Genomic DNA, 21,897 nt, shown 5'->3' with positions numbered 1-21,897 from the left:
GTTGGCAAAGTGTCAGTCTAATCAGCACGCTGCGTCTGCGCCAGCGCTTTATTGTCCCGCCTTCAGCCGCGATTCAGGCACTGATGCACAGTGGCACGCGCGCCCTGGGTGGTCAGTTGCTGATACCAGGCCGTCAGTCGGGCGACCACGTCGTCGTTCTGCAGCAAATCATCGCCAAACACTTCGCGGAGGGCGAGCAGCGCCCGCACGCGCGCTTCACCCTCTTCGCTGGCGGCAACGCACTCCGCCAGTTTTTTCTGCATCGGATCACGGATCTCAATCGGCTGGCCCTGTTCATCAACGCCGCCCACATAGCGCATCCAGCCCGCGACGCCGAGCAGCAGCAGTTCGCAGCGGCTGCCACGCTGCAGGTGCCAGCGCAGACTGTCGAGCAGGCGCTGCGGCAGTTTTTGTGTGCCGTCAGTGGCGATCTGCCCTGTGCGATGTTTAATCGCACGGTTTTCATAGCGGGCGATCAGCGAATCGGCATAGGCATTCAGATCCACGCCCTGGGTGCGCAGCGTCGGTGCCTGTTCATCAATCATCAGTGAACGGGCGGCGGCGCGGAAATGGGGATCGGCCACACAGTCGCTGATGTACTCATACCCCGCCAGAAAGCCGAGGTAGGCCAGGAAAGAGTGACTGCCATTCAGCATGCGCAGTTTCATCTCTTCATAGGGCAGTACATCACTGACCAGTTCCGCACCCGCTTTCTCCCACGCCGGGCGACCATTAACGAAGTTATCTTCTATCACCCACTGAAAGAAGGGTTCTGCTTCAATCGCGACCGGATCTTCACATCCCAGACGCTTGTGCAGCGCGGCCAGTGCGGTGTCGGTCATGGCCGGAACGATGCGGTCCACCATGGTGGAAGGAAAGGTGATGTGCTGCTGAATGTACTCTGCCAGCGCAGGATCCTGACGCTCCGCCAGCTGGGTCACTACATTGCGGGTCACATGCCCATTCTCCGGCATGTTGTCGCAGGACATCACGGTGAAGGGCGGTAATCCCAGCTCGCGGCGACGGCGGATCGCCGCCAGAATGACACCGGGCACCGTGCGGGGGGCTTGCGGATTCTGCAGGTCATGGACGATATCAGGATGATCGCTGTTTAAATTGCCGCTGGCGGGCAGATGGCAGTAACCCTTTTCGGTCACGGTCATGGAGACGATGGCGATATCCGGCTGGCTCATGGCGTTGATCACAGCTTCGATACCGTCTTTGTCGCCTTTCAGGGCGCTGGTGATGACGCCGATCACCCGGGTCTGCTGAGAACCATCCGCCAGCTCAGTGAGGGTGTAGAGCAGGTCCTGCTGGCGCAGCGCCGTAATCAGTCCGGTGCTGTTCATGAGATTGACCTCACAGTAGCCCCAGTCGCTGCCCTGTTCTTCGGCCAGCCTGTCGCTGCACATCGCCTGATGTGCGCGGTGAAAGGCACCAAAACCGATGTGTACCATGCGGGTCTTCAGTTTGCTGCGGTCGTAGGAGGGGCGTTTAACCTCAGCAGGCAGGCGATCAATCTGTAACATAATCCGTCCTTTTGAAAAGCGGGGCGCTCAGCGCCCCAGTCAGCGTTCTGTTAGCGGAACAACACTCAGACCGAAACCGGTTTGTCCTGGGTTTTCGGACTGCGAATCACAAACAAGACCAGGAAGGCGCCCAGCGCGGCGACACAACCGGCCAGCACGAAGGCGCTGTCGAATTTGCCGGTGTGCTGAACAATAAAGCCGGTGACAATCGGCCCGATGATGCCGGAGAGGCTGCCTGTCAGATGGATGAAGCCGCTGATGCTGCCGATGCGACTCTTATGTACCACATCCTGAATGATGGCCCAGTAGATCGCGCCGGTGATGTAGAGAAAGAAAATCGATACCGACATCATAATCACGGCAGGCACGACCTCTTTTATCGTACCCGCCAGCGCCACGCAAATTGCCGCGGCCAGCAGTGAGACCACCAGCACAATTTTGCGTGACAACAACAGCTTGCCGGTGATGTTAAAGATTTTATCGGAGATCCAGCCGCCCAGCGCCAGGCCGACGAAACCGACGATCCACGGGATCATGGTGGTGATACTCATCGATTTAATATCCAGGCCGTGTGCCTGCACCAGATAGGCCGGGAACCAGCTCAGGAAGAAGAACAGGATGTAGTTGTAGCAGAAGAAGGCAAACGCCGTGACCAGGATAATCGGCTGGCGCAGGTAGTAACCAAACGGATGAGCCGTTTCTGACAGGTCAACCTCATCGTTCGGGCTGGTCGCCTTGAGGCGTTCGATCAGCAGCCGCTCTTCTTCAGTGACGCGCTTGCTCTTCGCCGGATTGTCCGCCGCGAAGAAGAGCCAGAATGTCATCCAGACCAGCCCGATGCAGCAGACAATCACAAACGCCGGACGCCAGCCGTAAGCCAGTGCCAGATAGCCAATAATCGGACCGGCGACGGCACCGCCCAGTGGCGATCCGGCACTCAGTAAGCCCATGGCCGTTGCGGCCTGTTTTTTCGGGAACCAGCCGTTAATCGCTTTGTTAGCCGAGGAGCAGATGGGGCCTTCGGCCATGCCGAACAGCACGCGCAGGATCAGCAGCGACCAGAAGCCGGTGGCCAGCGCGGTCATACCGCAGAAGATTGACCACGCGGCTACCGCTACGGCCAGCACAATCTTAGGGCCAAAGCGGTCGGTGGCGAGGCCGCCGACAAAGTTGAACAGGGCGTAGCCAAAGAAAAAGCTGCCGAAAATCATGCCGAACTGCTCCGCATTGATCGCCAGATCTTTTTCAACCAGCGGAACCGTCAGGGAGAGCGCGACACGATCGAGGTAATTGATCATGTAAACCAGAAACAGCAGTAAAACGAGGGTCCAGCGCAGATTCTTGAACATAAAAACTCCGTGATCTGTTTTCTCTTTTTAAGTGTGCCAGCGCGAACGCTGGCTCAGGACACCTGGTGTTCAGCAACGCATTACCCCATCTGCAGGATCACTTTGCAGCAGGTGCGCGGATCTTTTTCGAACAGGGTCATCGCGCGCTCAATCTCCTGCAGGGGGAAAGTGTGTGTGACCAGTTTTTCCGGCTGGATTAACCCTTTTTCTATCCAGTCGATCACCTGCGGAAAGCGGTTGCTGTTCAGACGTGAGGTAAACAGCGACAGCTCTTTACTGGTCAGGCTCTGCTGGGTCAGGCTGCAGGGTTCACCGGAGAAGCCGAGCAGGCCGATACGCGCCGCCGGTGAGGCGAGTGCGACGGCTTCCGCCAGAATGGCGGGATGGCAGGCCGCATCAATAATCAGCGTGGGCTGCACGCCCTCCAGCTGCGCTGCCAGCGGGATCGCGCTGTTGTCGAACAGCTGGTCGGCACCACTCTGTTCAGCCAGCGCCAGACGTTCCGGCAGCCGATCCACCACCATTACCTTTTTCACCTTATAGACGCCTTTCAGCACCTGAATCGCGGTCAGTCCCATCGGGCCAGCACCATAGATCAGCGCCACGTCGTCCGGCTGCGGCCTGAGAAAGGCCGTGATATTGGCCGCGATGGTAAACGGCTCGACCAGACTGGCGAGCTGGTCGGGAATGGTGTTCGGCAGGCGCCAGGCATTTTTAGCCGGCGTCAGCGCATACTCACTGAAGCCGCCGTCACGATGCACGCCCGTCACCTGCAGCGTGGTGCAGACGTTGGGGCGGCCCACCGAGCAGGGATAGCAGCTGCCGCAGCTCACCACCGGATCGACGGCAACGCGTTCCCCCAGACGGGCAGTATCAACACCGTCACCGACCGCATCGATCACGCCGAAAAATTCATGACCAATCACCCGTGGATATTTCGCAAAGGGATTATGGCCGTGCCAGATATGCACATCTGAGCCGCAGATGCTGGCATAGGCCACCTTCACCCGGACTTCCCCTGGCGCAGGCTGCGGCAGGGGACGTTCAGCGATGACCAGCCTGCCCGGTTCTTCAATCACAACGCTTTTCATAACGGTCTCCTTACCAGTTCCAGAGGGTGCCATCTTCAAGACGGGCGACCGGCAGATAGGCGGGTTCATAGGGATATTTCGCCGCCAGTTTTTCGTTGAAGTCGATGCCGAGGCCCGGCTTGTCGCCAGGATGCATATAGCCCTGGTCAAAACTCCAGCTGGCGTCAAACAGCTCCATCATCTGCTCAGAGAAGCCCATATACTCCTGCACGCCGAAATTGGGCACCCAGAGGTCGAAGTGCAGCGCCGCGGCCATGCAGATCGGGGAGAGGTCAGAGGGGCCGTGTGAGCCGGTGCGCACCTGATAGAGCGATGCAAAATCAGCGATGCGTCGCATGCCGGTGATGCCGCCCGCGTGGGTAATGGTCGTGCGGATATAGTCGATCAGCTGCTCTTCAATCAGCTGCTTACAATCCCAGATGCTGTTGAACACTTCGCCCACCGCAATCGGTGTGACGGTGTGCTGGCGAATCAGGCGGAAGCATTCCTGATTCTCAGCCGGCGTCGGATCTTCCATCCAGAACAGACGATAATCTTCCACGCTTTTGCCAAAGCGCGCCGCTTCAATCGGCGTCAGACGATGATGCATGTCATGCAGCAGATGCTCATCGAAACCGAACTTATCGCGGATCGCGGCGAACAGTTTCGGGGTGAAATCGAGGTATTTTTCCGTTGACCAGAGCTGCTCTTCCGGCCAGTTACCTTTGGTCGCCGGTTCATAGGCCAGTCCTTTCCCTTTCGCCATGCCGTAGGTGGTCTTCATGCCCGGCACGCCGCACTGGGCGCGAATCGCCTTAAAGCCCAGCTCTTTGTGCTTCGCGTAGTCATCCATCACTTCATCGATGGAGTGACCGGTGGTGTGGCAATAGACCATGACGCCCGTGCGGGAGGCGCCGCCCAGCAGCTGATAAACCGGCATGTTGGCCGCTTTGCCTTTGATATCCCACAGCGCCATATCGACCGCCGAGATCGCAGACATGGTGACCGGGCCACGACGCCAGTAGGCCCCTTTATAGAAGTATTGCCAGATGTCTTCGATCTGATGCGCATCGCGGCCGATCAGCTGCGGGCAGACATGATCTTTCAGGTAGGAGGCGACCGGCAGTTCCCGGCCATTAAGGGTTGCATCACCAATGCCGGTCAGGCCCTGATCGGTGGTGATTTTGACGGTGACAAAGTTTCTGCCTGCGCAGGTTACAAATACTTCTGCCTTTACAATCTTCATCCTGTTTGCCTTGAGTCAGCCTTCGATGATGAAAACGTACGCGCATTAATACTACCATACAAGTTAAAAGGGCAGAGTTGTGAAGCCAGTCACATGCTGTTTTTATCGCCAGAAAAAGCGTGAGAAAACAGGGGTGTATGTTAATAAAGGTAACATCAGGAGGGGAGGGAGAAACAAAAAGGGGGCGCTGCCCCCTCAGCATCAGGAGAGTAAGGCACACTGCGGAGGCAGACGGCAGCTCAGCGCGCCTGCCATTACCTCAATCACAAATTCGCGTCCGGAGAGTGGTTCACCATCCAGGTTAAAGGTCATCTCATGAGGCGATCGGATCGTCAGTGATTCCAGCTGCGTGGTGACGATGCCGGGATTGTCATCATCGCCGGTAAGAGAATGGAACAGGGTCGGCAGCAGCTCCTGCGCGGTGACGATGCTGACATCAAGCCGCCCGTCGTCAATCAGGGCAGAGGGACACAGTCGCTGTCCGCCGCCTGCCTGACGCCCGTTTCCGATGCCGATCACCAGCGCATCACCCTGCCAGGCAAAATCGGGACCGCTGATCTCACAGGTGTCGGGTTTCAGCGTGTCCATGCGCATCAGGCCGTGAATAAAGTAGGAGACACCCCCCAGCGCCGATTTCAGCTTTTCCGGGGTTTCTGTGGTGATCCGGGTGCCGAAGCCGCCAGTCGCCATGTTAATGAAGTAGTGACTCTGGTTGACCCGGGCCAGATCGATGGCACTCGCTTTGCCCTGAATCGCCAGCCGCAGTGCCGGCTCCATCTCTTCCGGGATACCGACGCTGGTGGCAAAGTCGTTGGCGGTGCCCAGCGGCAGAATGCCCAGCACCGGGCGATGTTCCGCTTCCGAAGCCGCCAGCGCCGTCGCAACTTCGTTGATGGTGCCATCGCCGCCACCGGCAACGACGGTAGCAGCCCGCAGCGTAATCGCCTCTTTGACATAGCGATCGCCGTCGCCTTTCTCAAAGGTGACGCGCACCGCAATCTCAAAGCCTTCTTCCCGCAGGGTCGTGATAGCATCGCGCAGATCGTCATTACCGGCGCCTTTCCCATTCAGGATGAGCAGCGTAAGCGGTTTATTGTCCATTGTGCGTTCCTTGATGATCTACAGAGTAGGAGGGGGAAGGTATAACACAGCTTCCAGCACCAGATTATTGGCGAAAGCATGAAAAAAGAAAACCCGCACGGGGGAGCCGGGCGGGTAAATGAGGTGGTTCCTGGTAAATCTGCCGTTTGTTGTTACTCGTTAGCAGCAGGCGGGACTATAAAGCAGCCCGGCGCAGGGGTCTGTGATCCTGTTCTGATTTCATCAATTTGTTTCCGTTGGTAAACGATTATGAGGCGCCCGGGTATCTTCGCCGTGATCGAAGTTACGCAGCAGCAGCGCAAAGCGCAGATCCACCGCCTCAGGCACCCGCAGCCAGACGCGATGACCGTCGCCGGGTGCTACGTCGGTCGGTTCGCCACGGCTGTCCTGCAGCGCATCGAGCTGGCACTGCAGGTTGCCGTCGGGCGTCATGATCTCCACGCTGTCGTGCAGCATGAACTTATTTTTTACCGCCACTTCGGCCCATTCGCCCCGGCGTTCGCCGGTAAACTCGCCCACAAACTGCTGACGATCGGAGACGGAAAAGCCCTGCTCATAGTTCTGGTAGCTGTCGTGAGTGTGACGACGCAGAAAGCCTTCGGTATAGCCGCGATGTGCCAGACCCTCCAGGGTGAGCAGCAGTGACGCATCAAAGGGTTTTCCCGCGGCGGCATCGTCAATCGCGCGGCGATACACCTGGGCGGTGCGCGCGCAGTAGTAGTAGGACTTGGTGCGTCCCTCAATCTTCAGCGAATGGACGCCCATCTCGCTGAGCCGCTCCACATGTGCCACTGCACGCAGATCCCGCGAGTTCATGATATAGGTGCCATGCTCATCTTCGAACGCGCTCATCACTTCGCCAGGTTTCATCTTCTCTTCCAGCAGGAACACCTTGTCGGTCGGCTGACCGATGCCCAGCGCTGGCGTCACCTCCTGCACCGTCACCGGCTGGTGGATGCCGACAATGTTGCCCACCTCATCCTGCTGGCCTTCGGCCACTTTGTATTCCCAGCGGCAGGCGTTGGTGCAGGTGCCCTGGTTCGGATCGCGTTTGTTCATATAGCCGGAGAGCAGGCAGCGGCCGGAATAGGCCATACAGAGCGCACCATGAACAAAGACTTCCAGCTCCATCTCCGGCACCTGCTGACGGATTTCGGCGATCTCCTCCAGCGACAGCTCGCGCGACAGAATTACCCGGCTCAGCCCCATCTGCTGCCAGAACTTCACCGTGGCCCAGTTGACCGCATTGGCCTGCACTGAGAGATGGATCGGCATCGCCGGGAAGGCCTCACGCACCAGCATAATCAGACCCGGATCGGACATGATCAGCGCATCAGGCTGCATCGCCACCACCGGCGTTAAGTCACGAATAAAGGTTTTCAGCTTGGCGTTGTGCGGCGCGATGTTGACCACCACGTAGAATTTTTTGCCCAGCGCGTGCGCTTCGTTGATGCCCAGCGCGAGATTTTCGTGGGTAAATTCATTATTGCGCACCCGCAGGCTGTAGCGCGGCTGACCGGCATAGACGGCATCGGCACCATAGGCGAAGGCGTAACGCATGTTTTTCAGCGTCCCGGCGGGGGAGAGCAGTTCAGGTTTCATGGGGTTCTCACTGATGTCAGGTCAGTATGCCGCCAGAGGCGGCAGAGGCAGGGCCGTGAAGCCCTGCAAAAGGTGCGGAATTGTAGGCAGTGAGAAAAGGGAAGTAAATTGATCGGGATCAAACTAGATCAAATGACAGGCATCCGCTTCCCAGCGATAGCCCATGCCGTAGACGGCACGGATAAAAGGTTGCTCGCTGTCGAGATTCTCCAGCTTGCGCCGCAGATTCTTGATATGGCTGTCGATGGTCCGATCGGTTACCACGCGGTAATCATCATAGAGATGGTTGAGCAGTTGCTCGCGCGAAAAGACCTTGCCCGGTTCCAGCGACAGGGTTTTCAGCAGCCGAAACTCGGCCGGGGTTAAATCGAGCGGCTTATCACGCCAGCTGGCCGAAAAGCGGCTCTCATCGACTCTGAGCAGCGAACTGCTCTGCGGCTCTTCCGCCGAACGTTTTACCCGGCGCAGAATGGTCTTAACCCGCGCGACAACTTCCCGCGGGCTGAAGGGTTTGCAGATATAGTCATCGGCACCCAGCTCCAGCCCCAGCAGCCGATCGATCTCCTCGGTGCGGGCGGTGACCATAATAATCGGCAGTTCCGAATGCCGGCGGATTTCCCGGCACAGCGTTAAACCGTCGGTGCCGGGCAGCATCAGGTCCAGCAGCATCAGGTCGGGTGGGGTCTGGCGCACATAATCCAGCACGCCGTTGCCGTCGGCGATGTGATGGGTGCGGTAATTGGAGGCGTGCAGATAGTCGATCATCAGCTGCGCCAGTTTGGGCTCATCTTCGACCACCAGAATCAGCGGGTCGTGGTTTTCCAGGCTCATAAGCGTCTACGCAAGGGGAACATAGCGCAAGTGTAGCGCGATTTTCAGTCCACCTAAATCAGAGTGCGACGCAGAGATATCGCCGCCGTGAGCGTCTGCAATGTTCTTACAGATGGCGAGGCCAAGTCCCGATCCGCCGCTGGCACGATTACGGGAGCCTTCGGTGCGGAAGAAGCGTTCAAAAATCTGCGCCTGATGTTCCCGATCCACGCCCGGCGCGCTGTCATCAAACTCTACCCGCCAGTGCGGAGCCTGATACTTCAGGGTCACCTCAACCCGGCCTCCGCTGTCGGTGTAGCGCAGGCTGTTCTCCAGCAGGTTAGTGAAGAGCTGCATCAGGCGATCGGGATCGCCGAAGAAGGGAGCATCATCGGGCAGGTTCAGCTTTAACGTCAGGCCATGCGCGCGGTAGCGTTCGGCAAAGCTGCCCGCCGTGACTTCCAGCAGCTGCACCAGGTCGGTCGCCTGTTTGCGGTAAGCCAGGGCACCCTCATCCGACAGCGACAGCTGATGCAGGTCATCCACCAGCTTGGTCAGCACCACCACTTCACTCTGCAGCGAAGCGATCGCTTCCGGCGTCAGTTTGCGCACGCCATCCTGCATCGCTTCCAGTTCACCGCGCAGAATGGCCAGCGGCGTGCGTAACTCATGGGAGATATCCGCCATAAAGGCGCGGCGCATGCTTTCGTTTTTCTCCAGCGAGCTGGCGAGAAGGTTAAAGTCACCGGCCAGCTGGCCCAGTTCGTCCCGGCTGCTGACTTCGACGCGGGTGGCAAAGTTGCCCGCGGCCAGATGATGGGTGCCGTCGACCAGCCGTTTGACCGGAGCCAGCAGCCCGCGCGCCATCAGCCAGGTGGCCAGCGCCGCCAGCAGCGTCGAGAGGCCAACGATAATCCAGCTGGTGCGGCGCTGCTGCTGATCGAAGTTAATGTCGGTGCTGCGCGTCAGCCGCTCCGGCGGGGAGCCGATAACCCAGCCGACCACCTTACCGTTGCTGGTGGTGATATTGCGTCGCGTGCCCTCAGGCGGCACCGGCGTGGGCGGCCCGACCAGCACCCTGTACTGCTGGTCGAGGATCCAGAACTGGGTGCGCCAGCCATGCGGCGGCAGCTGACTGTTGCCCGGATTCTGCTCCAGCGAACGCAGCATGGTGAACACCAGGCGGTCGTTGTGGCGCAGAAAATCCCAGTTGCCGTGCTGCTCATACTGATCGGCCAGCGCATCGCCGAGCAGGCTCAGGCGCTGCTGATTGCCGCGCTTGATATAGTCGACGAAGCCATGCTCAAAGCTGAGGCGGACTCCCCAGTGCATGGTAATCAGTACCAGCATGCAGGTGGCGAAAATCGCCATAAACAGTTTGGCCCCGATACCCAGGCGCAGGTTAACTCTCATTGTTTTCTCCGGCGTCGCAAATCGACGTTGCTGCTCACCTGCGGCGGAACGCGCCAGAAGATCAGCGCGGGCAGGATAATAATCAGTGACATGCACAGGTAGGTGTAAATAAACATCTGATGTTCTGCTGCGCTGTTGGCTGCGCCCTCCTGGGCAAAGGCGCCCAGCAGCAGCCCGGCGACGGTGACGCCAATACTCATCGACAGCTGCATAATCATCGACAGCAGGCTGTTTCCGCTCGACGCCAGCGTGTCCGGCAGCTCTTTCAGCGTCAGCGTGTTCATCGAGGAGAAGCGAATGGCGTTGACCATGCCCTGCAGAAACAGCACCAGCGGCAGCAGCCAGACCCAGCCCAGGATCGCCACCAGCGGAAACAGCAGCACCACCAGCGCCAGCGCCACGGTCGACATCACCAGCACGTTGCGGTAGCCATAGCGATTAACGATGCGCACCACAATACGCTTCATCCCCATGTTGCCCAGCACCATCGGGATCATCATCAGACCGGCGTGGAACGGGCTGTAGCCCATGCCGAGCTGCAGGAAGATGGGCGTCATAAAGGGCAGCATGCCGCTGCCGATACGGCCGGTAAAACTGCCCAGCAGGCCGATAGCGTAGAGGCGGTTATCAAACAGCTTCAGGCTGAACAGCGCGTTATCATTGCCGCGCGCGTGCATCAGGTAGAACAGCAGCGAGAACAGGCCCGCAAGGATCATCGCACCCAGCAGCAGGGCGGAGCCGCCGCTGCTGCGCTGACCGTCCAGCGCCAGCGTCAGGGTCGCCATACCGGCGGCCAGCAGAAAAAAACCGGCAAAATCGAAGCGGCGGGTCTGCATGCTGTAGTTGGGCATCAGCATCAGGGTGGCAATCGCGCCGGCGATGCCGACCGGGATGTTGATCAGGAAGATCCAGTGCCAGCTGGCGTATTCGACCAGCACCCCTCCCAGCGCCGGGCCCAGCAGCGGGCCAATCTGGCCGGGCAGGGTGACAAAGGTCATGGCGGACATATACTGCTCACGCGGAACGATTTTCATCACCGTCAGTCGCCCCACCGGCACCATCATGGCACCACCAATCCCCTGAACCACCCGCGCCAGCACCAGCTGATCCAGCGTGCCGGAGAGGGCACACAGCAGCGATCCCAGACTGAACAGCAGGATCGCGCTGAAGAAGATGTTGCGCACGCCAAAGCGATCCGCCAGCCAGCCGCTGACCGGCAGCATCACCGCCACGGTGAGGACGTAATAGACGATCACCGCATGCATGTGCAGCGGACTGACGCCCAGATCGTGCGCCATCGCCGGAATAGCTGTATTCACGATGGTGGTGTCCAGCGTCTGCATAAAAAAGCCGATGGCGACAATCCACAGCTGCCAGCGGACGTTCGTGCTTTGCGTACTCATCCCTTCCCCCGATTCAGCCGGTTTGCCCGGTGGCCTGCTGCAGCCTCAGGCGTTACGTCTGCGGTGCGGCTGACCGCGACCGCTTTCTGCGCCGCAGCTTATCCATCATCAGGTAGATCACCGGCGTGGTGTAGAGCGTCAGTAACTGACTCATCACCAGACCCCCTGCAATGGTAATCCCCAGCGGCTGACGCAGTTCCGCCCCGTCGCCACTGGATAACACCAGCGGCAGCGCGCCAAACAGCGCCGCCAGTGTGGTCATCATGATCGGCCGGAAGCGCAGCAGACACGCCTGGAAAATGGCATCCCGTGCGCTGAGCTGGCCGTTACGCTCAGCTTCCAGCGCAAAATCGACCATCATGATGGCGTTCTTTTTCACGATACCAATCAGCAGCAGGATACCAATCAGGGCAATCAGGCTGAAGGGCGTATCAAACAGTTCCAGCGCCAGCAGCGCGCCCACGCCCGCCGAAGGCAGCGTGGAAAGGATCGTCAGCGGATGCACATAGCTCTCATAGAGGATCCCCAGCACGATATAGACCGCAGCAATCGCCGCCAGCATCAGCCACAGCTGGCTGCTTTGCGACTGCTGAAACACCTGCGCCGTGCCGGCAAAGCTGCCGCGTACGCTGGAAGGCACGCCCAGCGCGGTCATGGTGCGCTCAATCGCGTCAGAGGCCTGTGACAGTGAGACCCCTTCCGGCAGATTGAACGAGATGGTCGAGGCGGCCGACAGCCCTTCATGGTTCACCGACAGCGGAGCATTGGCGGGCTGCCAGTGAGCGAACCACGACAGCGGAATCGCTTTGCCTTCGCTGTTTATCACAAACATCTGTGACAGGGCGCTGATATCCTGGGTATAGCGCGGATCCACCTCCATCACCACTTTGTACTGGTTAAGCGGCTGGTAGATGGTGGAGATCTGCCGCTGACTAAAGGCGTTATTTAACAGCGCATTGGCTTCGGAGACATCGATGCCCAGGCGGGCCATGCTTTCACGATCGTAGGTCAGCGCCATCTCACTGCCTTTATCCTGCTGATCGGAGTTCACATCCGCCAGCTGCGGCAGGGCAGAGAACGCCTGACGGATTTTCGGCTCCCAGGTGCGCAGCGCGTTGAGATCGTCCGACAGCAGCGAATACTGGTATCCGGCGTTCGACTCCCGGCCGCCGACGCGTAGATCCTGCACCGCATTCAGATAGAGGCTGGCACCCGGCTCTTTCGCCAGCTTGTCGCGCAGCCGGGCGATAACCGCCTGCGCGTTCTCTTTACGCTCAGAGAGCGGTTTCAGGGAGATAAACATGGAGCCGCTGTTGGTGCGCATGCCGCCGGTAAAGCCCACTACGCTGTCCACCGCCGGGTCGGCTCCAACGATCTCCATGAAATCCTGCAGCTTACTGCGCATCGCCTGAAACGAGATGCTCTGGTCGGCGGAGATAAACCCGGCGAGTCGCCCGGTATCCTGTTCCGGCATAAAGGTTTTCGGGATTGAGACAAACAGCCAGCCGGTCAGGGCAATCGTGGCGAAAAAGAGCAGCAGCACCCAGCGCGCATGATTCAGCACCACGCTTAACGATCGGCCATAGCCCTGCTGAATCGCCATCAGCAGCCGACCTGCACCGCGCCGGCGCGGCTGGCTGCGTGGCGCGTGAGGCTTCAGCAGATACGCGCACATCATCGGCGTCAGGGTGATCGAAATAACCAGCGAGATGGCGATCGCCACCGACAGGGTAATGGCAAATTCCGAGAAGAAACGGCCAATCAGCCCGCCGATCATCAGCAGCGGCAGGAAAACCGCAATCAGCGACAGGCTCATCGACAGCACGGTAAAGCCCACTTCGCGCACGCCCTTCAGCGCGGCGGCCAGCGGTTTCATACCCGCTTCCACATGGCGGGCGATGTTCTCCAGCACCACGATCGCATCGTCCACCACAAAGCCGGTGGCAATGGTCAGCGCCATCAGCGACAGGTTGTTGAGGCTGAAGCCGCACAGGTACATGGCCGCGAAGGTGCCAATCAGCGAGACCGGCACGGCGATGGCGGGGATCAGCGTGGCGCGCCCGGAGCGCAGGAACACGAACACCACCAGAATCACCAGCCCGACGGCGATTAACAGCGACTGCTCCACTTCATGCAGCGAAGCACGGATGGTAGGGGAGCGATCCTGGGCAATCTGCAGGTCGATGGCGGCCGGGATCACCTCATGCAGCAGCGGCATCTCGGCACGGATGCGGTCAACCGTCTCAATGACGTTTGCGTCAGGGGTTTTGCGGATCAGCAGCAGCACGGCCGGTTTACCGCGTGACATCCCGGCGTTGCGTACGTCCTGAACCGAATCTTCCACGGTCGCCACATCAGACAGCTTCACCGCCGCGCCATTTTTATAATGCACGATTAGCGGCTGATACTCGCGGGCGGTCTGCAGCGCGTCATTGGTGCGCAACTGCCAGCGCTGCTGTGAATCATCCACTGCGCCCTGCGGGCGGCGCTGGTTGGCGTCGGAAATGGCGGTGCGCACCGCATCCAGCGAGACACCCTGATTAAACAGCGCCTGCGGATTCAGCGCCACGCGCACGGCGGGCAGCGAACTGCCCCCCACGGTAACGTCGCCGACCCCCTGAATCTGCGACAGCTTCTGCGCCAGCTGCGTCGAGGCATAATCGTAGAGCTGGCCCGGATTGTAGGTATCCGAGGTCAGCGTCATGATCATAATCGGCGCATCAGAGGGGTTCACTTTGCGGTAAGTCGGACGTGAGGGCATGCCGGTCGGCAGCAGGCTTTGCGCCGCGTTGAGCGCAGCCTGCACGTCGCGCGCGGCACCGTTGATGTCGCGATCGAAATCGAACACCAGAATGATGCGGGTACTGCCCAGCGAGCTCATCGAGGTCATTTCACTGACGCCCGCGATACGTCCCAGCGACCGCTCCAGCGGCGTGGCGACCGACGACGCCATGATCTCGGGTGAGGCCCCCGGCAGCGAGCCGGAGATGACGATCACCGGAAAATCGACCTGCGGCAGCGGGGCAACCGGCAGCAGCCGGAACCCCAGAATTCCGGCCAGCGCGATGGCCAGCGTCAGCAGGGTGGTGGCGACGGGCCGGTGAATAAACAGGGCAAAGAACTTCACTCTGCGGCCTCCGTGCGGCCGAAGCGGCGGCGGGTGGCGTGCGCCAGGCGATCAAACAGCAGGTAGATCACCGGCGTGGTGAACAGCGTCAGCACCTGACTCAGAATCAGGCCGCCGACCATCGCAATCCCCAGCGGATGACGCAGTTCCGCGCCGACGCCGGTGCTGAGCATCAGCGGCAGTGCACCCAGCAGGGCCGCCAGCGTGGTCATCAGAATCGGACGGAAGCGCAGCAGTGAGGCCTGATAGATGGCGTCATAGGGTTTCATTCCCTGTTCACGTTCGGCCGCCAGCGCAAAGTCGATCATCATGATGGCATTCTTTTTCACAATACCGATCAGCAGGATGATGCCGATGATCGCCACAATATCCAGCTCGTTACCGCTGAGCATCAGTGCCAGCAGCGCGCCGACACCGGCCGTGGGCAAGGTGGAGAGGATGGTGATGGGGTGGATGAAGCTCTCATAGAGCACACCCAGCACGATATACATCGCGACAATCGCCGCCACAATCAGCCAGACGGTGCTGCTCAGCGCCGCTTCGAACGCCAGGGTGCTGCCCTGGAACTGGGTCATCATCTCCGCCGGCATTCCCAGCTCTGCTTCAGCCTGCGACACCGCTTTCACCGCATCTTCCAGCGAGTAGCCGTCAGCGACATTAAAAGAGAAGGTCGCCGAAGGAAACTGGTCGAGATGGCTGATGCTGAGGGGCGCATGGCGCTGTTCGATGCGGGCAATGGCGCTCAGCGGCACGCTGCCGCCGTCGGTGCTGTTCAGGCGAATCGCGTCCAGGCTCTGCAGACCCGGCGTGGCGTGATTGTCCTGCTCCAGCACCACGCGATACTGATTGGCCTGGGTGTAGATGGTAGAGATCAGCCGCTGGCCGAAGGCGTTATAGAGCGCATTATCGACATCCGCCATGCTGATGCCGAGGCGGCTGGCGCTGTCGCGATCGACATTGACGTAGGCTTCCAGCCCCTGATCCTGCCAGTCGCTGCTGACATCGCGCAGCTGCGGCAGGGTTCTGAGCCGGTTCAGCAGGGCGGGCACCCAGGTGCTGAGCGACGACAGGGAACCCGACTGCAGCGTGAGCTGATAGGGGGTGCGGCTCGCCTGCGTATCGATAGTGAGATCCTGCACCGCCTGCAGCCACAGCTGGACGCCCGGCAGCTGACTGACCTGCTGTTGCAGGCGCTGCTCGATTTCAGGAATACGGTCATCGCGCTCATCCAGCGGTTTCAGGTTGATCTGCAGCCGCGCGCTGTTCAGCGAGGCGTTGGTGCCATCCACGCCGACAAAGGAGGTCAGGCTCTGCACCGCCGGATCTTTCATGATGACCGAGGCGACGTCGCGGGTGCGCTGCGCCATGCTGGCGTAGGAAACGGACTGGGGAGCCTGCAGCGTGCCCTGAATAATGCTGTTGTCCTGCTGCGGGAAGAAGCCTTTGGGGATGATCATCCAGAGCACCAGTGTCAGAACCAGCGTGCCCAGCGCCACCGACAGCGTCAGCCAGGGGTGATTCAGCACCCGGCTCAGGCCGCGACCGTAAACGGCCACGATGCGGTCAAACATCGCTTCACTGGCCCGGGAGAAACGGTTCTGTTTACGCAGCGACTCTGCGCTCAGCATTCTGGCGCACATCATCGGCGTCAGCGTCAGCGAGACCACGGCAGAAATCAGAATCGCCACCGCCAGCGTCACGGCAAATTCGCGGAACAGGCGGCCAATCACATCCCCCATAAACAGCAGCGGGATAAGTACCGCAATCAGCGAGAAGGTGAGGGAGATGATGGTGAAGCCGATCTCGCCAGCCCCTTTCAGCGCAGCGGTGAGCGGCTTTTCTCCTTTCTCGATATAGCGTGAGATGTTCTCAATCACCACGATGGCATCGTCGACCACAAAGCCGGTGGCGATGGTCAGCGCCATCAGCGTGAGGTTGTTGATCGAAAAACCGAGGAAATACATCGCGGCAAAGGTGCCGATCAGCGACAGCGGCACGGCGACTGCCGGGATCAGGGTGGCCGGCACATTGCGCAGAAAGAGGTAGATAATCATCACCACCAGCGCCATCGCCAGCATCAGCTCATGCTGTGTGTCACTGACCGACGCGCGGATATTGGTGGTGCGGTCGGTGAGCAGTTTCACCTCCACCGATTTTGGCAGCGTCGCCGTCAGCGCTGGCAGCATGGCGCGAATGCTGTCGGCGGTGGCGATGATATTGGCTCCGGGCTGACGCTGAACGTTGAGCACAATCGCCGCATCGCGGTTGGCCCACGCACCCAGCCAGCTGTTTTCCGCGCCCTGTTCGATGGTCGCCACGTCGCCAAGCCGCACCGGTGCGCCATTTTTATAGCTGATAATCAGCTGGCGGTAATCCTCAGCAGATTTCATCTGGTCATTGGCTGACAGGGTGACTGAGCGGGTCGGGCCATCCAGGCTCCCTTTGGCGGAGTTGACGTTGGCATTGCTGATTGCGGTGCGCACGCTTTCGCTGGTCAGACCCAGCGCCGCCAGCGCCTGGGCATTCATTTTTACCCGCACGGCCGGACGCTGACCGCCCGACAGGGTGACGAGGCCGACGCCGCTGACCTGAGAAATCTTCTGCGCCACCCGCGTTTCCACCATGTCCTGAACCTGCGTCAGCGGCATGCTGCTGGTGGTGACCGCCAGCGTCATGATCGGCGGATCGGCCGGGTTCACTTTGCTGTAAACCGGTGGATTGGGCAGATCGTTGGGCAGCAGGTTGGTGGCGGAGTTAATGGCGGCCTGCACCTCCTGCTCCGCCACATCCAGCGGTAGCGACAGCTGGAACTGCAGGGTCACAACTGAGGCGCCCCCCGCGCTTTGCGACGCCATCTGTTTCAGGCCGGACATCTGGCCAAACTGGCGCTCCAGCGGGGCGGTAATGGAAGAGGTGACCACATCCGGGCTGGCGCCCGGATAGAGCGTGACCACCTGGATGGTCGGATAGTCTACTTCTGGCAGGGCCGACACCGGCAGGAAGCGATAACCCAGCACCCCGGCCAGTAAAATCGCAATCATCAACAGCGTGGTGGCAACCGGACGCAGAATAAACTGCCGTGACGGCCCGCCACTGTGATCGGGAGGCATGACCTGCATTACTCACGCTCTCCTTTTGACGGCAGGGTGGCCCGGCTGCTGCCCGGTGCACTGCTCTGGGCGGTCACGACCTCGACTTTCGCACCTTCAGTCAGGCGATCCAGACCATCGGTGACGACACGCTCACCCGCTTCCAGACCGGCGCTGACCACCACCTTCTGGCTGTCCTGCAGCCCGGCCATCACGCTTTTCTTACTGACCTTGTTGTCGCTGTTGACCACCCAGACAAAGTGGCCCTCGTTGCCCATCTGCAGCGCGGCAGGCGGGATCACAATCGCATCCTGCAGGGTGTTGACCTTGAGGCGCACATTGACGAACTGGTTGGGGAAGAGCGTGTCATCCTGATTGTCAAAACGCGCTTTGATTTTGATGGTGCCGGTGGTGACATCAATCTGGTTGTCCAGGCTCAGCAGCTTACCGCTGGCAATCAGATTCTGGTTACTGCGATCCCAGGCTTCCACCAGCAGTGGCTCACCGCTTTTCTGCGCTTTCAGAATCGGCGTGATGCTGTTTTCTGCCAGGGTAAAGACCACATCGATCGGCTGCGTCTGGGTGATGATCACAATGCCGTTGGTGTCGCCGCTGGTCACGTAGTTGCCGACATCCACCTGTTTCAGACCAACCCGGCCGGCAATGGGGGCGGTAATCCGACTGTAGGTGAGGTTAAGCTGCGCACTGGCGACACTGCCCTCATCGGCTTTCAGCGTGCCGAGCGTTTCGCTGACCAGCGAGCGCTGGGTATCCAGATCCTGTTGCGACACCAGCGACGTTTTCGCCAGCTTTTCATAGCGTGCCAGGTCCCGGCGGGCGTTAGCCAGCGTCGCCTGATCTTTCGCCAGCTGGCCCTGCGCCTGCGTGAGGGCTACCTGATAAGGCCGCGGATCGACTTCCGCCAGCAACTCGCCCGCTTTGACCTGCTGACCTTCGGTAAAATGGATCGCCAGCAGATCGCCATTCACCCGGCTGCGCACCGTGGCGGTATTGGCGGCGGTGACGGTGCCGAGACCGCTCAGATATTGCGGCACGCTCTGGCGGGTCGCTGTAGCGGCCTGAACCGGTGCCAGCGAACGGCGTGCGCCGTCATCGCCACCCTTACCGCGTGGGGCTGGCGAGCCACTCTGGCTGCTCTGCGGCTCAGCGGGGCGCTGCCAGACGTAATAGCCGCCAGCGGCCACGGCGATCAGGGCCAGCACGATCAGGGTTTTTTTCATTACAGGATGTCGGGTGCTCATGATTGTTGATGCTCTCCAGCAGTGACGTAGTCCCAGGCGCAGGCATCAAAGGGGGAGCCTGCAAACGACAGAGTGTAGTCGCCTCTGACAGGCAGAAATTGAAGGAATTAAGGATATCTGTCAGGACGGCGTAATTATGCCTGTTCTTTCATTAATCGCAGCACAATCGTCATTAAGCCATGAAAATCCCTTTGCTATGCTGAAATAAAGACCCTTTATCAGGCAAATAAGGAGCAGAGGATGAGTCAGAATCAAACCCGGCAGTTAGGTGACAGTGGTATCGCGGTGCCGTTACTGACGTTTGGTGGCAATGTATTTGGCTGGACGGTGGATCAGCCGACCTCCTTTTCGCTGCTGGATGCGCTGGTGGAGAAAGGACTCTGGTTTATCGACACCGCCGACGTCTATTCCCGCTGGGCACCGGGCAACAAAGGGGGAGAATCGGAAACCATTATTGGTGAGTGGCTGAAAAAAAGCGGTAAACGTGACCAGATCGTACTGGCGACCAAGGTCGGCATGGAGCTGTCACCCGAGAAAACCGGGCTGAAGCCGCAATATATTCGCCAGGCGGTCGAAGATTCACTGCGCCGGTTACAGACTGACTATATCGATCTCTATCAGGCGCATCGCGACGACCAGGATACGCCGCTGGCCGACACCCTGAGTGCCTTCGACAGCCTGATCCGTGAAGGGAAAGTGCGCGCCATCGGAGCCTCTAACTACAGTGCGGCGCGGCTTGAGGAGGCATTGCAGGTGAGTGAGAGCCAGGGGCTGGCGCGCTATGAGACCTTACAACCTGAATATAACCTCTACGACCGTCAGCCCTATGAATCGGAGCTTGAGCCGGTGGTCATGGCACAGGGTCTGGGCGTCATCAACTACTACTCGCTGGCGAGCGGTTTTCTCAGTGGCAAATACCGTGATGCGGCTGATGCCGGAAAAAGCGCACGGGGGCAGGGCGTGGTAGAGAAATACCTCAATCCGCGCGGATTGCGGATTCTCGACGCGCTGGATGCTATCAGCGAGGCGCATCAGGTGACGCCGACGCAGGTCGCACTCGCCTGGCAGATTGCCCGTCCCGGGATTACCGCGCCGATCGTCAGCGCCACCTCGCTTCAGCAGATCGACGACCTGGTGGGGGCGACACAGCTGACCCTGACCCCAGAGCAGATTGCACAGCTGGACGAGGCCAGCCGCTGATTCAGGGGGCGCTAGCGCCCCTTTATCGATTACGCCTGTCAAAAAATGCGCATTCTGCCCGCAGAATAACCATTCAGCGATCCCGATCACAAATGCGTTAATAAACTGATGTTTCAGGAAATTATGCGCACGTATTTACAAAAACTGAAGCTTATCCAGCACTATCCTCTGCGCGTCACTTCCTGTCACTCACATAAGAAAACGCACCATGCAAAACAGACAAGCAGAGCACGCTTTTCCGCTGCGCCGTGTGGCAACCGGCACCCTGATCCTGGCTATTCTCTCCGCGCCCGCTATGGCGGCTGACGCTCTGAGCCCGGATTCCGAATGGATGTTTGGTGACTGGGACGGTTACCGAACGCAGCTGCAGGACGAAGGGATTAAGTTTGACGTTAACTACACCATGGAAAGTGCCGCCAATCTGGGTGGCGGCGCAGATACCAACACCACCATGCGCTACAGCGATCAGTGGACGTTTGGCACCAACTTCGATCTGGAAAAACTGCTGAACTGGCAGGATGCAGAGTTTCAGATGACCGTCACTAACCGCGACGGACAGAATCTCTCTGAGCAGGTGGCGGATAAACGCACCGGTATGCTCTCATCGGTTCAGGAGGTGTACGGTCGCGGTCAGACCTGGCGGCTGACGCAGTTCTGGTTGCGCAAAGGGCTGTTCAACGATGTGGTTGATCTGAAAGCCGGGCGGGTCACCGTGGGCGAGGACTTCGATAACTTCGACGGCAACCTGTTCCAGAACCTGGCGCTTGGCAGCGGCCAGGCGGGTAACTGGCGCGGCGACCGCTGGTTCAACTGGCCGGTCTCGCAGTGGGGCGGTCGGGTAAAAATCAATATGACGCCCGAGCTGTTCTTCCAGGTAGGTTTCTACAACCAGAACCGCGCCAACTACGATCGCGGCGATGGCTTCCGGCTGGATACCAGCAACTCTGAAGGCAATCTGGTGCCGGTCGAACTGGGCTGGAAACCGACGTTCGGGCCGGAGAAATTACCGGGTAACTACCGCATCGGCTACTACTACTCGTCAGTGGATGGCGATGTTTATGGCAGCTGGCGCAACGGCGGCTATCAGGATCAGGCTCACGCCTATGGTGGCTATCTGCTGTTACAACAGCAGCTGACCGCGCAGGATGGCGATGTGAATCGCGGTCTGGGCGTGCGGGTGCAGGCTGTGATGAACGATCACAAGACCTCGAAAACCGACAACTACCAGTCTGTCGCCTTTACCTGGACCGGTCCGTTTGATGCCCGTCCGCAGGATGAGATTGGCGTCGGCGCATCACGCATTCATGTGAACAGCGACTATACCCGCTCACTGCGTCAGCAGAATCAGGCTAATGGTGAGAGCCGCTTTGACAGCCCGACCTATCTGCCGATTCAGGAAGGGTCAGAGTATAACTATGAGGTTTACTACAACGCCAAAGTGACGAACTGGATGTCACTGCGGCCTAACCTGCAGTATGTGGTGGCACCGGGCGCGGTGAGTGAAGTCAAAGATGCCTTTATCGGCGGTATCAGCGCCAATATTGCCTTCTGATCCACTGCTCAGGCCTTATCCGGAAGGGCGATTTGGACGGGGATAGCGATCTGAGGCGGTGAGCACAAGCCATACGCAAAATCGCTATAGCGGACAGATTTATGGCGGGCCATTCCCGGCCCGCCATACCTTGCTACAGGCGTC

General features: G+C 59.5%; 13 protein-coding genes and 1 pseudogene. 2 read left to right on the top strand and 12 right to left on the bottom strand.

Translation table 11 applies throughout. The features are described 5' to 3' along the window. Nucleotides 1-62 precede the first annotated feature (62 nt). The 12 genes and pseudogenes from AC1V0D_RS08750 to AC1V0D_RS08695 all read right to left on the bottom strand — a co-directional run bounded on the left by AC1V0D_RS08750 (nucleotide 63) and on the right by AC1V0D_RS08695 (nucleotide 19,001). A complete protein-coding gene (locus AC1V0D_RS08750; RefSeq protein WP_482907266.1) occupies nucleotides 63-1,529 on the bottom strand; it encodes a mannitol dehydrogenase family protein in 1,467 nt (488 codons plus the stop codon). 65 nt (nucleotides 1,530-1,594) lie between these two features. Next, complete coding sequence (locus tag AC1V0D_RS08745) at nucleotides 1,595-2,878, bottom strand: MFS transporter (protein ID WP_058956697.1); 1,284 nt, start codon at nucleotides 2,876-2,878, stop codon at nucleotides 1,595-1,597. An 80-nt stretch (nucleotides 2,879-2,958) separates the two neighbouring features. After that, on the bottom strand, nucleotides 2,959-3,969 hold the full coding sequence (locus AC1V0D_RS08740; RefSeq protein WP_482907265.1) for a Zn-dependent oxidoreductase: 1,011 nt from the start codon (nucleotides 3,967-3,969) through the stop codon (nucleotides 2,959-2,961). Between the two features lie 10 nt (nucleotides 3,970-3,979). Next, nucleotides 3,980-5,194 carry a D-mannonate dehydratase ManD gene (gene manD, locus AC1V0D_RS08735; RefSeq protein ID WP_154927630.1) on the bottom strand — a complete coding sequence of 405 codons (1,215 nt, stop codon included), beginning with the start codon at nucleotides 5,192-5,194 and terminating at the stop codon, nucleotides 3,980-3,982. A 201-nt stretch (nucleotides 5,195-5,395) separates the two neighbouring features. Next, entirely contained in the window at nucleotides 5,396-6,295 is a 900-nt protein-coding gene (yegS, locus tag AC1V0D_RS08730) for a lipid kinase YegS (protein WP_046102207.1), read from the bottom strand. Nucleotides 6,296-6,517: 222 nt separating this feature from the next. Next, on the bottom strand, nucleotides 6,518-7,897 hold the full coding sequence (gene trhP / locus AC1V0D_RS08725) for a prephenate-dependent tRNA uridine(34) hydroxylase TrhP (RefSeq protein ID WP_009089218.1): 1,380 nt from the start codon (nucleotides 7,895-7,897) through the stop codon (nucleotides 6,518-6,520). 123 nt (nucleotides 7,898-8,020) lie between these two features. Next, nucleotides 8,021-8,728: an envelope stress response regulator BaeR gene (gene baeR, locus AC1V0D_RS08720; protein ID WP_009089220.1), complete on the bottom strand. Its 708-nt coding sequence runs from the start codon at nucleotides 8,726-8,728 to the stop codon at nucleotides 8,021-8,023. A gap of 6 nt (nucleotides 8,729-8,734) precedes the next feature. After that, nucleotides 8,735-10,120 carry an envelope stress sensor histidine kinase BaeS gene (baeS, locus tag AC1V0D_RS08715; protein WP_058956693.1) on the bottom strand — a complete coding sequence of 462 codons (1,386 nt, stop codon included), beginning with the start codon at nucleotides 10,118-10,120 and terminating at the stop codon, nucleotides 8,735-8,737. After that, nucleotides 10,117-11,535, bottom strand: a pseudogene (gene mdtD, locus AC1V0D_RS08710) (multidrug transporter subunit MdtD); the annotation flags it as partial. The pseudogene mdtD and the gene baeS, both read right to left, overlap by 4 nt. A gap of 40 nt (nucleotides 11,536-11,575) precedes the next feature. Further along, nucleotides 11,576-14,650, bottom strand: coding sequence for a multidrug efflux RND transporter permease subunit MdtC (gene mdtC / locus AC1V0D_RS08705; protein ID WP_482907264.1), 3,075 nt, complete (start codon nucleotides 14,648-14,650; stop codon nucleotides 11,576-11,578). Next, complete coding sequence (locus AC1V0D_RS08700; protein WP_482907263.1) at nucleotides 14,647-17,769, bottom strand: MdtB/MuxB family multidrug efflux RND transporter permease subunit; 3,123 nt, start codon at nucleotides 17,767-17,769, stop codon at nucleotides 14,647-14,649. Before AC1V0D_RS08700 ends, mdtC begins: the two co-directional genes overlap by 4 nt. Beyond that, on the bottom strand, nucleotides 17,769-19,001 hold the full coding sequence (locus AC1V0D_RS08695) for an MdtA/MuxA family multidrug efflux RND transporter periplasmic adaptor subunit (protein ID WP_058956690.1): 1,233 nt from the start codon (nucleotides 18,999-19,001) through the stop codon (nucleotides 17,769-17,771). Before AC1V0D_RS08695 ends, AC1V0D_RS08700 begins: the two co-directional genes overlap by 1 nt. A gap of 240 nt (nucleotides 19,002-19,241) precedes the next feature. Between AC1V0D_RS08695 and AC1V0D_RS08690 the strand changes: the two genes are divergently transcribed. Both AC1V0D_RS08690 and AC1V0D_RS08685 read left to right on the top strand, forming a co-directional pair. Next, nucleotides 19,242-20,201 (top strand): aldo/keto reductase, encoded by a 960-nt coding sequence (locus AC1V0D_RS08690; protein WP_009089229.1) that lies wholly within the window; start codon nucleotides 19,242-19,244, stop codon nucleotides 20,199-20,201. 208 nt (nucleotides 20,202-20,409) lie between these two features. Continuing rightward, nucleotides 20,410-21,753, top strand: coding sequence for a carbohydrate porin (locus tag AC1V0D_RS08685; RefSeq protein ID WP_482907262.1), 1,344 nt, complete (start codon nucleotides 20,410-20,412; stop codon nucleotides 21,751-21,753). The last annotated feature ends 144 nt before the right edge of the window (nucleotides 21,754-21,897 follow it).

The sequence above is a fragment of the Pantoea sp. PA1 genome (assembly GCF_056856975.1).
This window is presented reverse-complemented; position numbering and strand designations above follow the sequence as displayed.

Coding starts and splice junctions, on each gene's coding strand:
- AC1V0D_RS08740 (WP_482907265.1), bottom strand. CDS start 3,969: ATGAAAAGCGTTGTGATTGAAGAACCGGGCAGGCTGGTCATCGCTGAA.
- baeR (WP_009089220.1), bottom strand. CDS start 8,728: ATGAGCCTGGAAAACCACGACCCGCTGATTCTGGTGGTCGAAGATGAG.
- AC1V0D_RS08695 (WP_058956690.1), bottom strand. CDS start 19,001: ATGAGCACCCGACATCCTGTAATGAAAAAAACCCTGATCGTGCTGGCC.
- manD (WP_154927630.1), bottom strand. CDS start 5,194: ATGAAGATTGTAAAGGCAGAAGTATTTGTAACCTGCGCAGGCAGAAAC.
- trhP (WP_009089218.1), bottom strand. CDS start 7,897: ATGAAACCTGAACTGCTCTCCCCCGCCGGGACGCTGAAAAACATGCGT.
- AC1V0D_RS08750 (WP_482907266.1), bottom strand. CDS start 1,529: ATGTTACAGATTGATCGCCTGCCTGCTGAGGTTAAACGCCCCTCCTAC.
- AC1V0D_RS08690 (WP_009089229.1), top strand. CDS start 19,242: ATGAGTCAGAATCAAACCCGGCAGTTAGGTGACAGTGGTATCGCGGTG.
- AC1V0D_RS08745 (WP_058956697.1), bottom strand. CDS start 2,878: ATGTTCAAGAATCTGCGCTGGACCCTCGTTTTACTGCTGTTTCTGGTT.
- yegS (WP_046102207.1), bottom strand. CDS start 6,295: ATGGACAATAAACCGCTTACGCTGCTCATCCTGAATGGGAAAGGCGCC.
- baeS (WP_058956693.1), bottom strand. CDS start 10,120: ATGAGAGTTAACCTGCGCCTGGGTATCGGGGCCAAACTGTTTATGGCG.
- AC1V0D_RS08700 (WP_482907263.1), bottom strand. CDS start 17,769: ATGCAGGTCATGCCTCCCGATCACAGTGGCGGGCCGTCACGGCAGTTT.
- AC1V0D_RS08685 (WP_482907262.1), top strand. CDS start 20,410: ATGCAAAACAGACAAGCAGAGCACGCTTTTCCGCTGCGCCGTGTGGCA.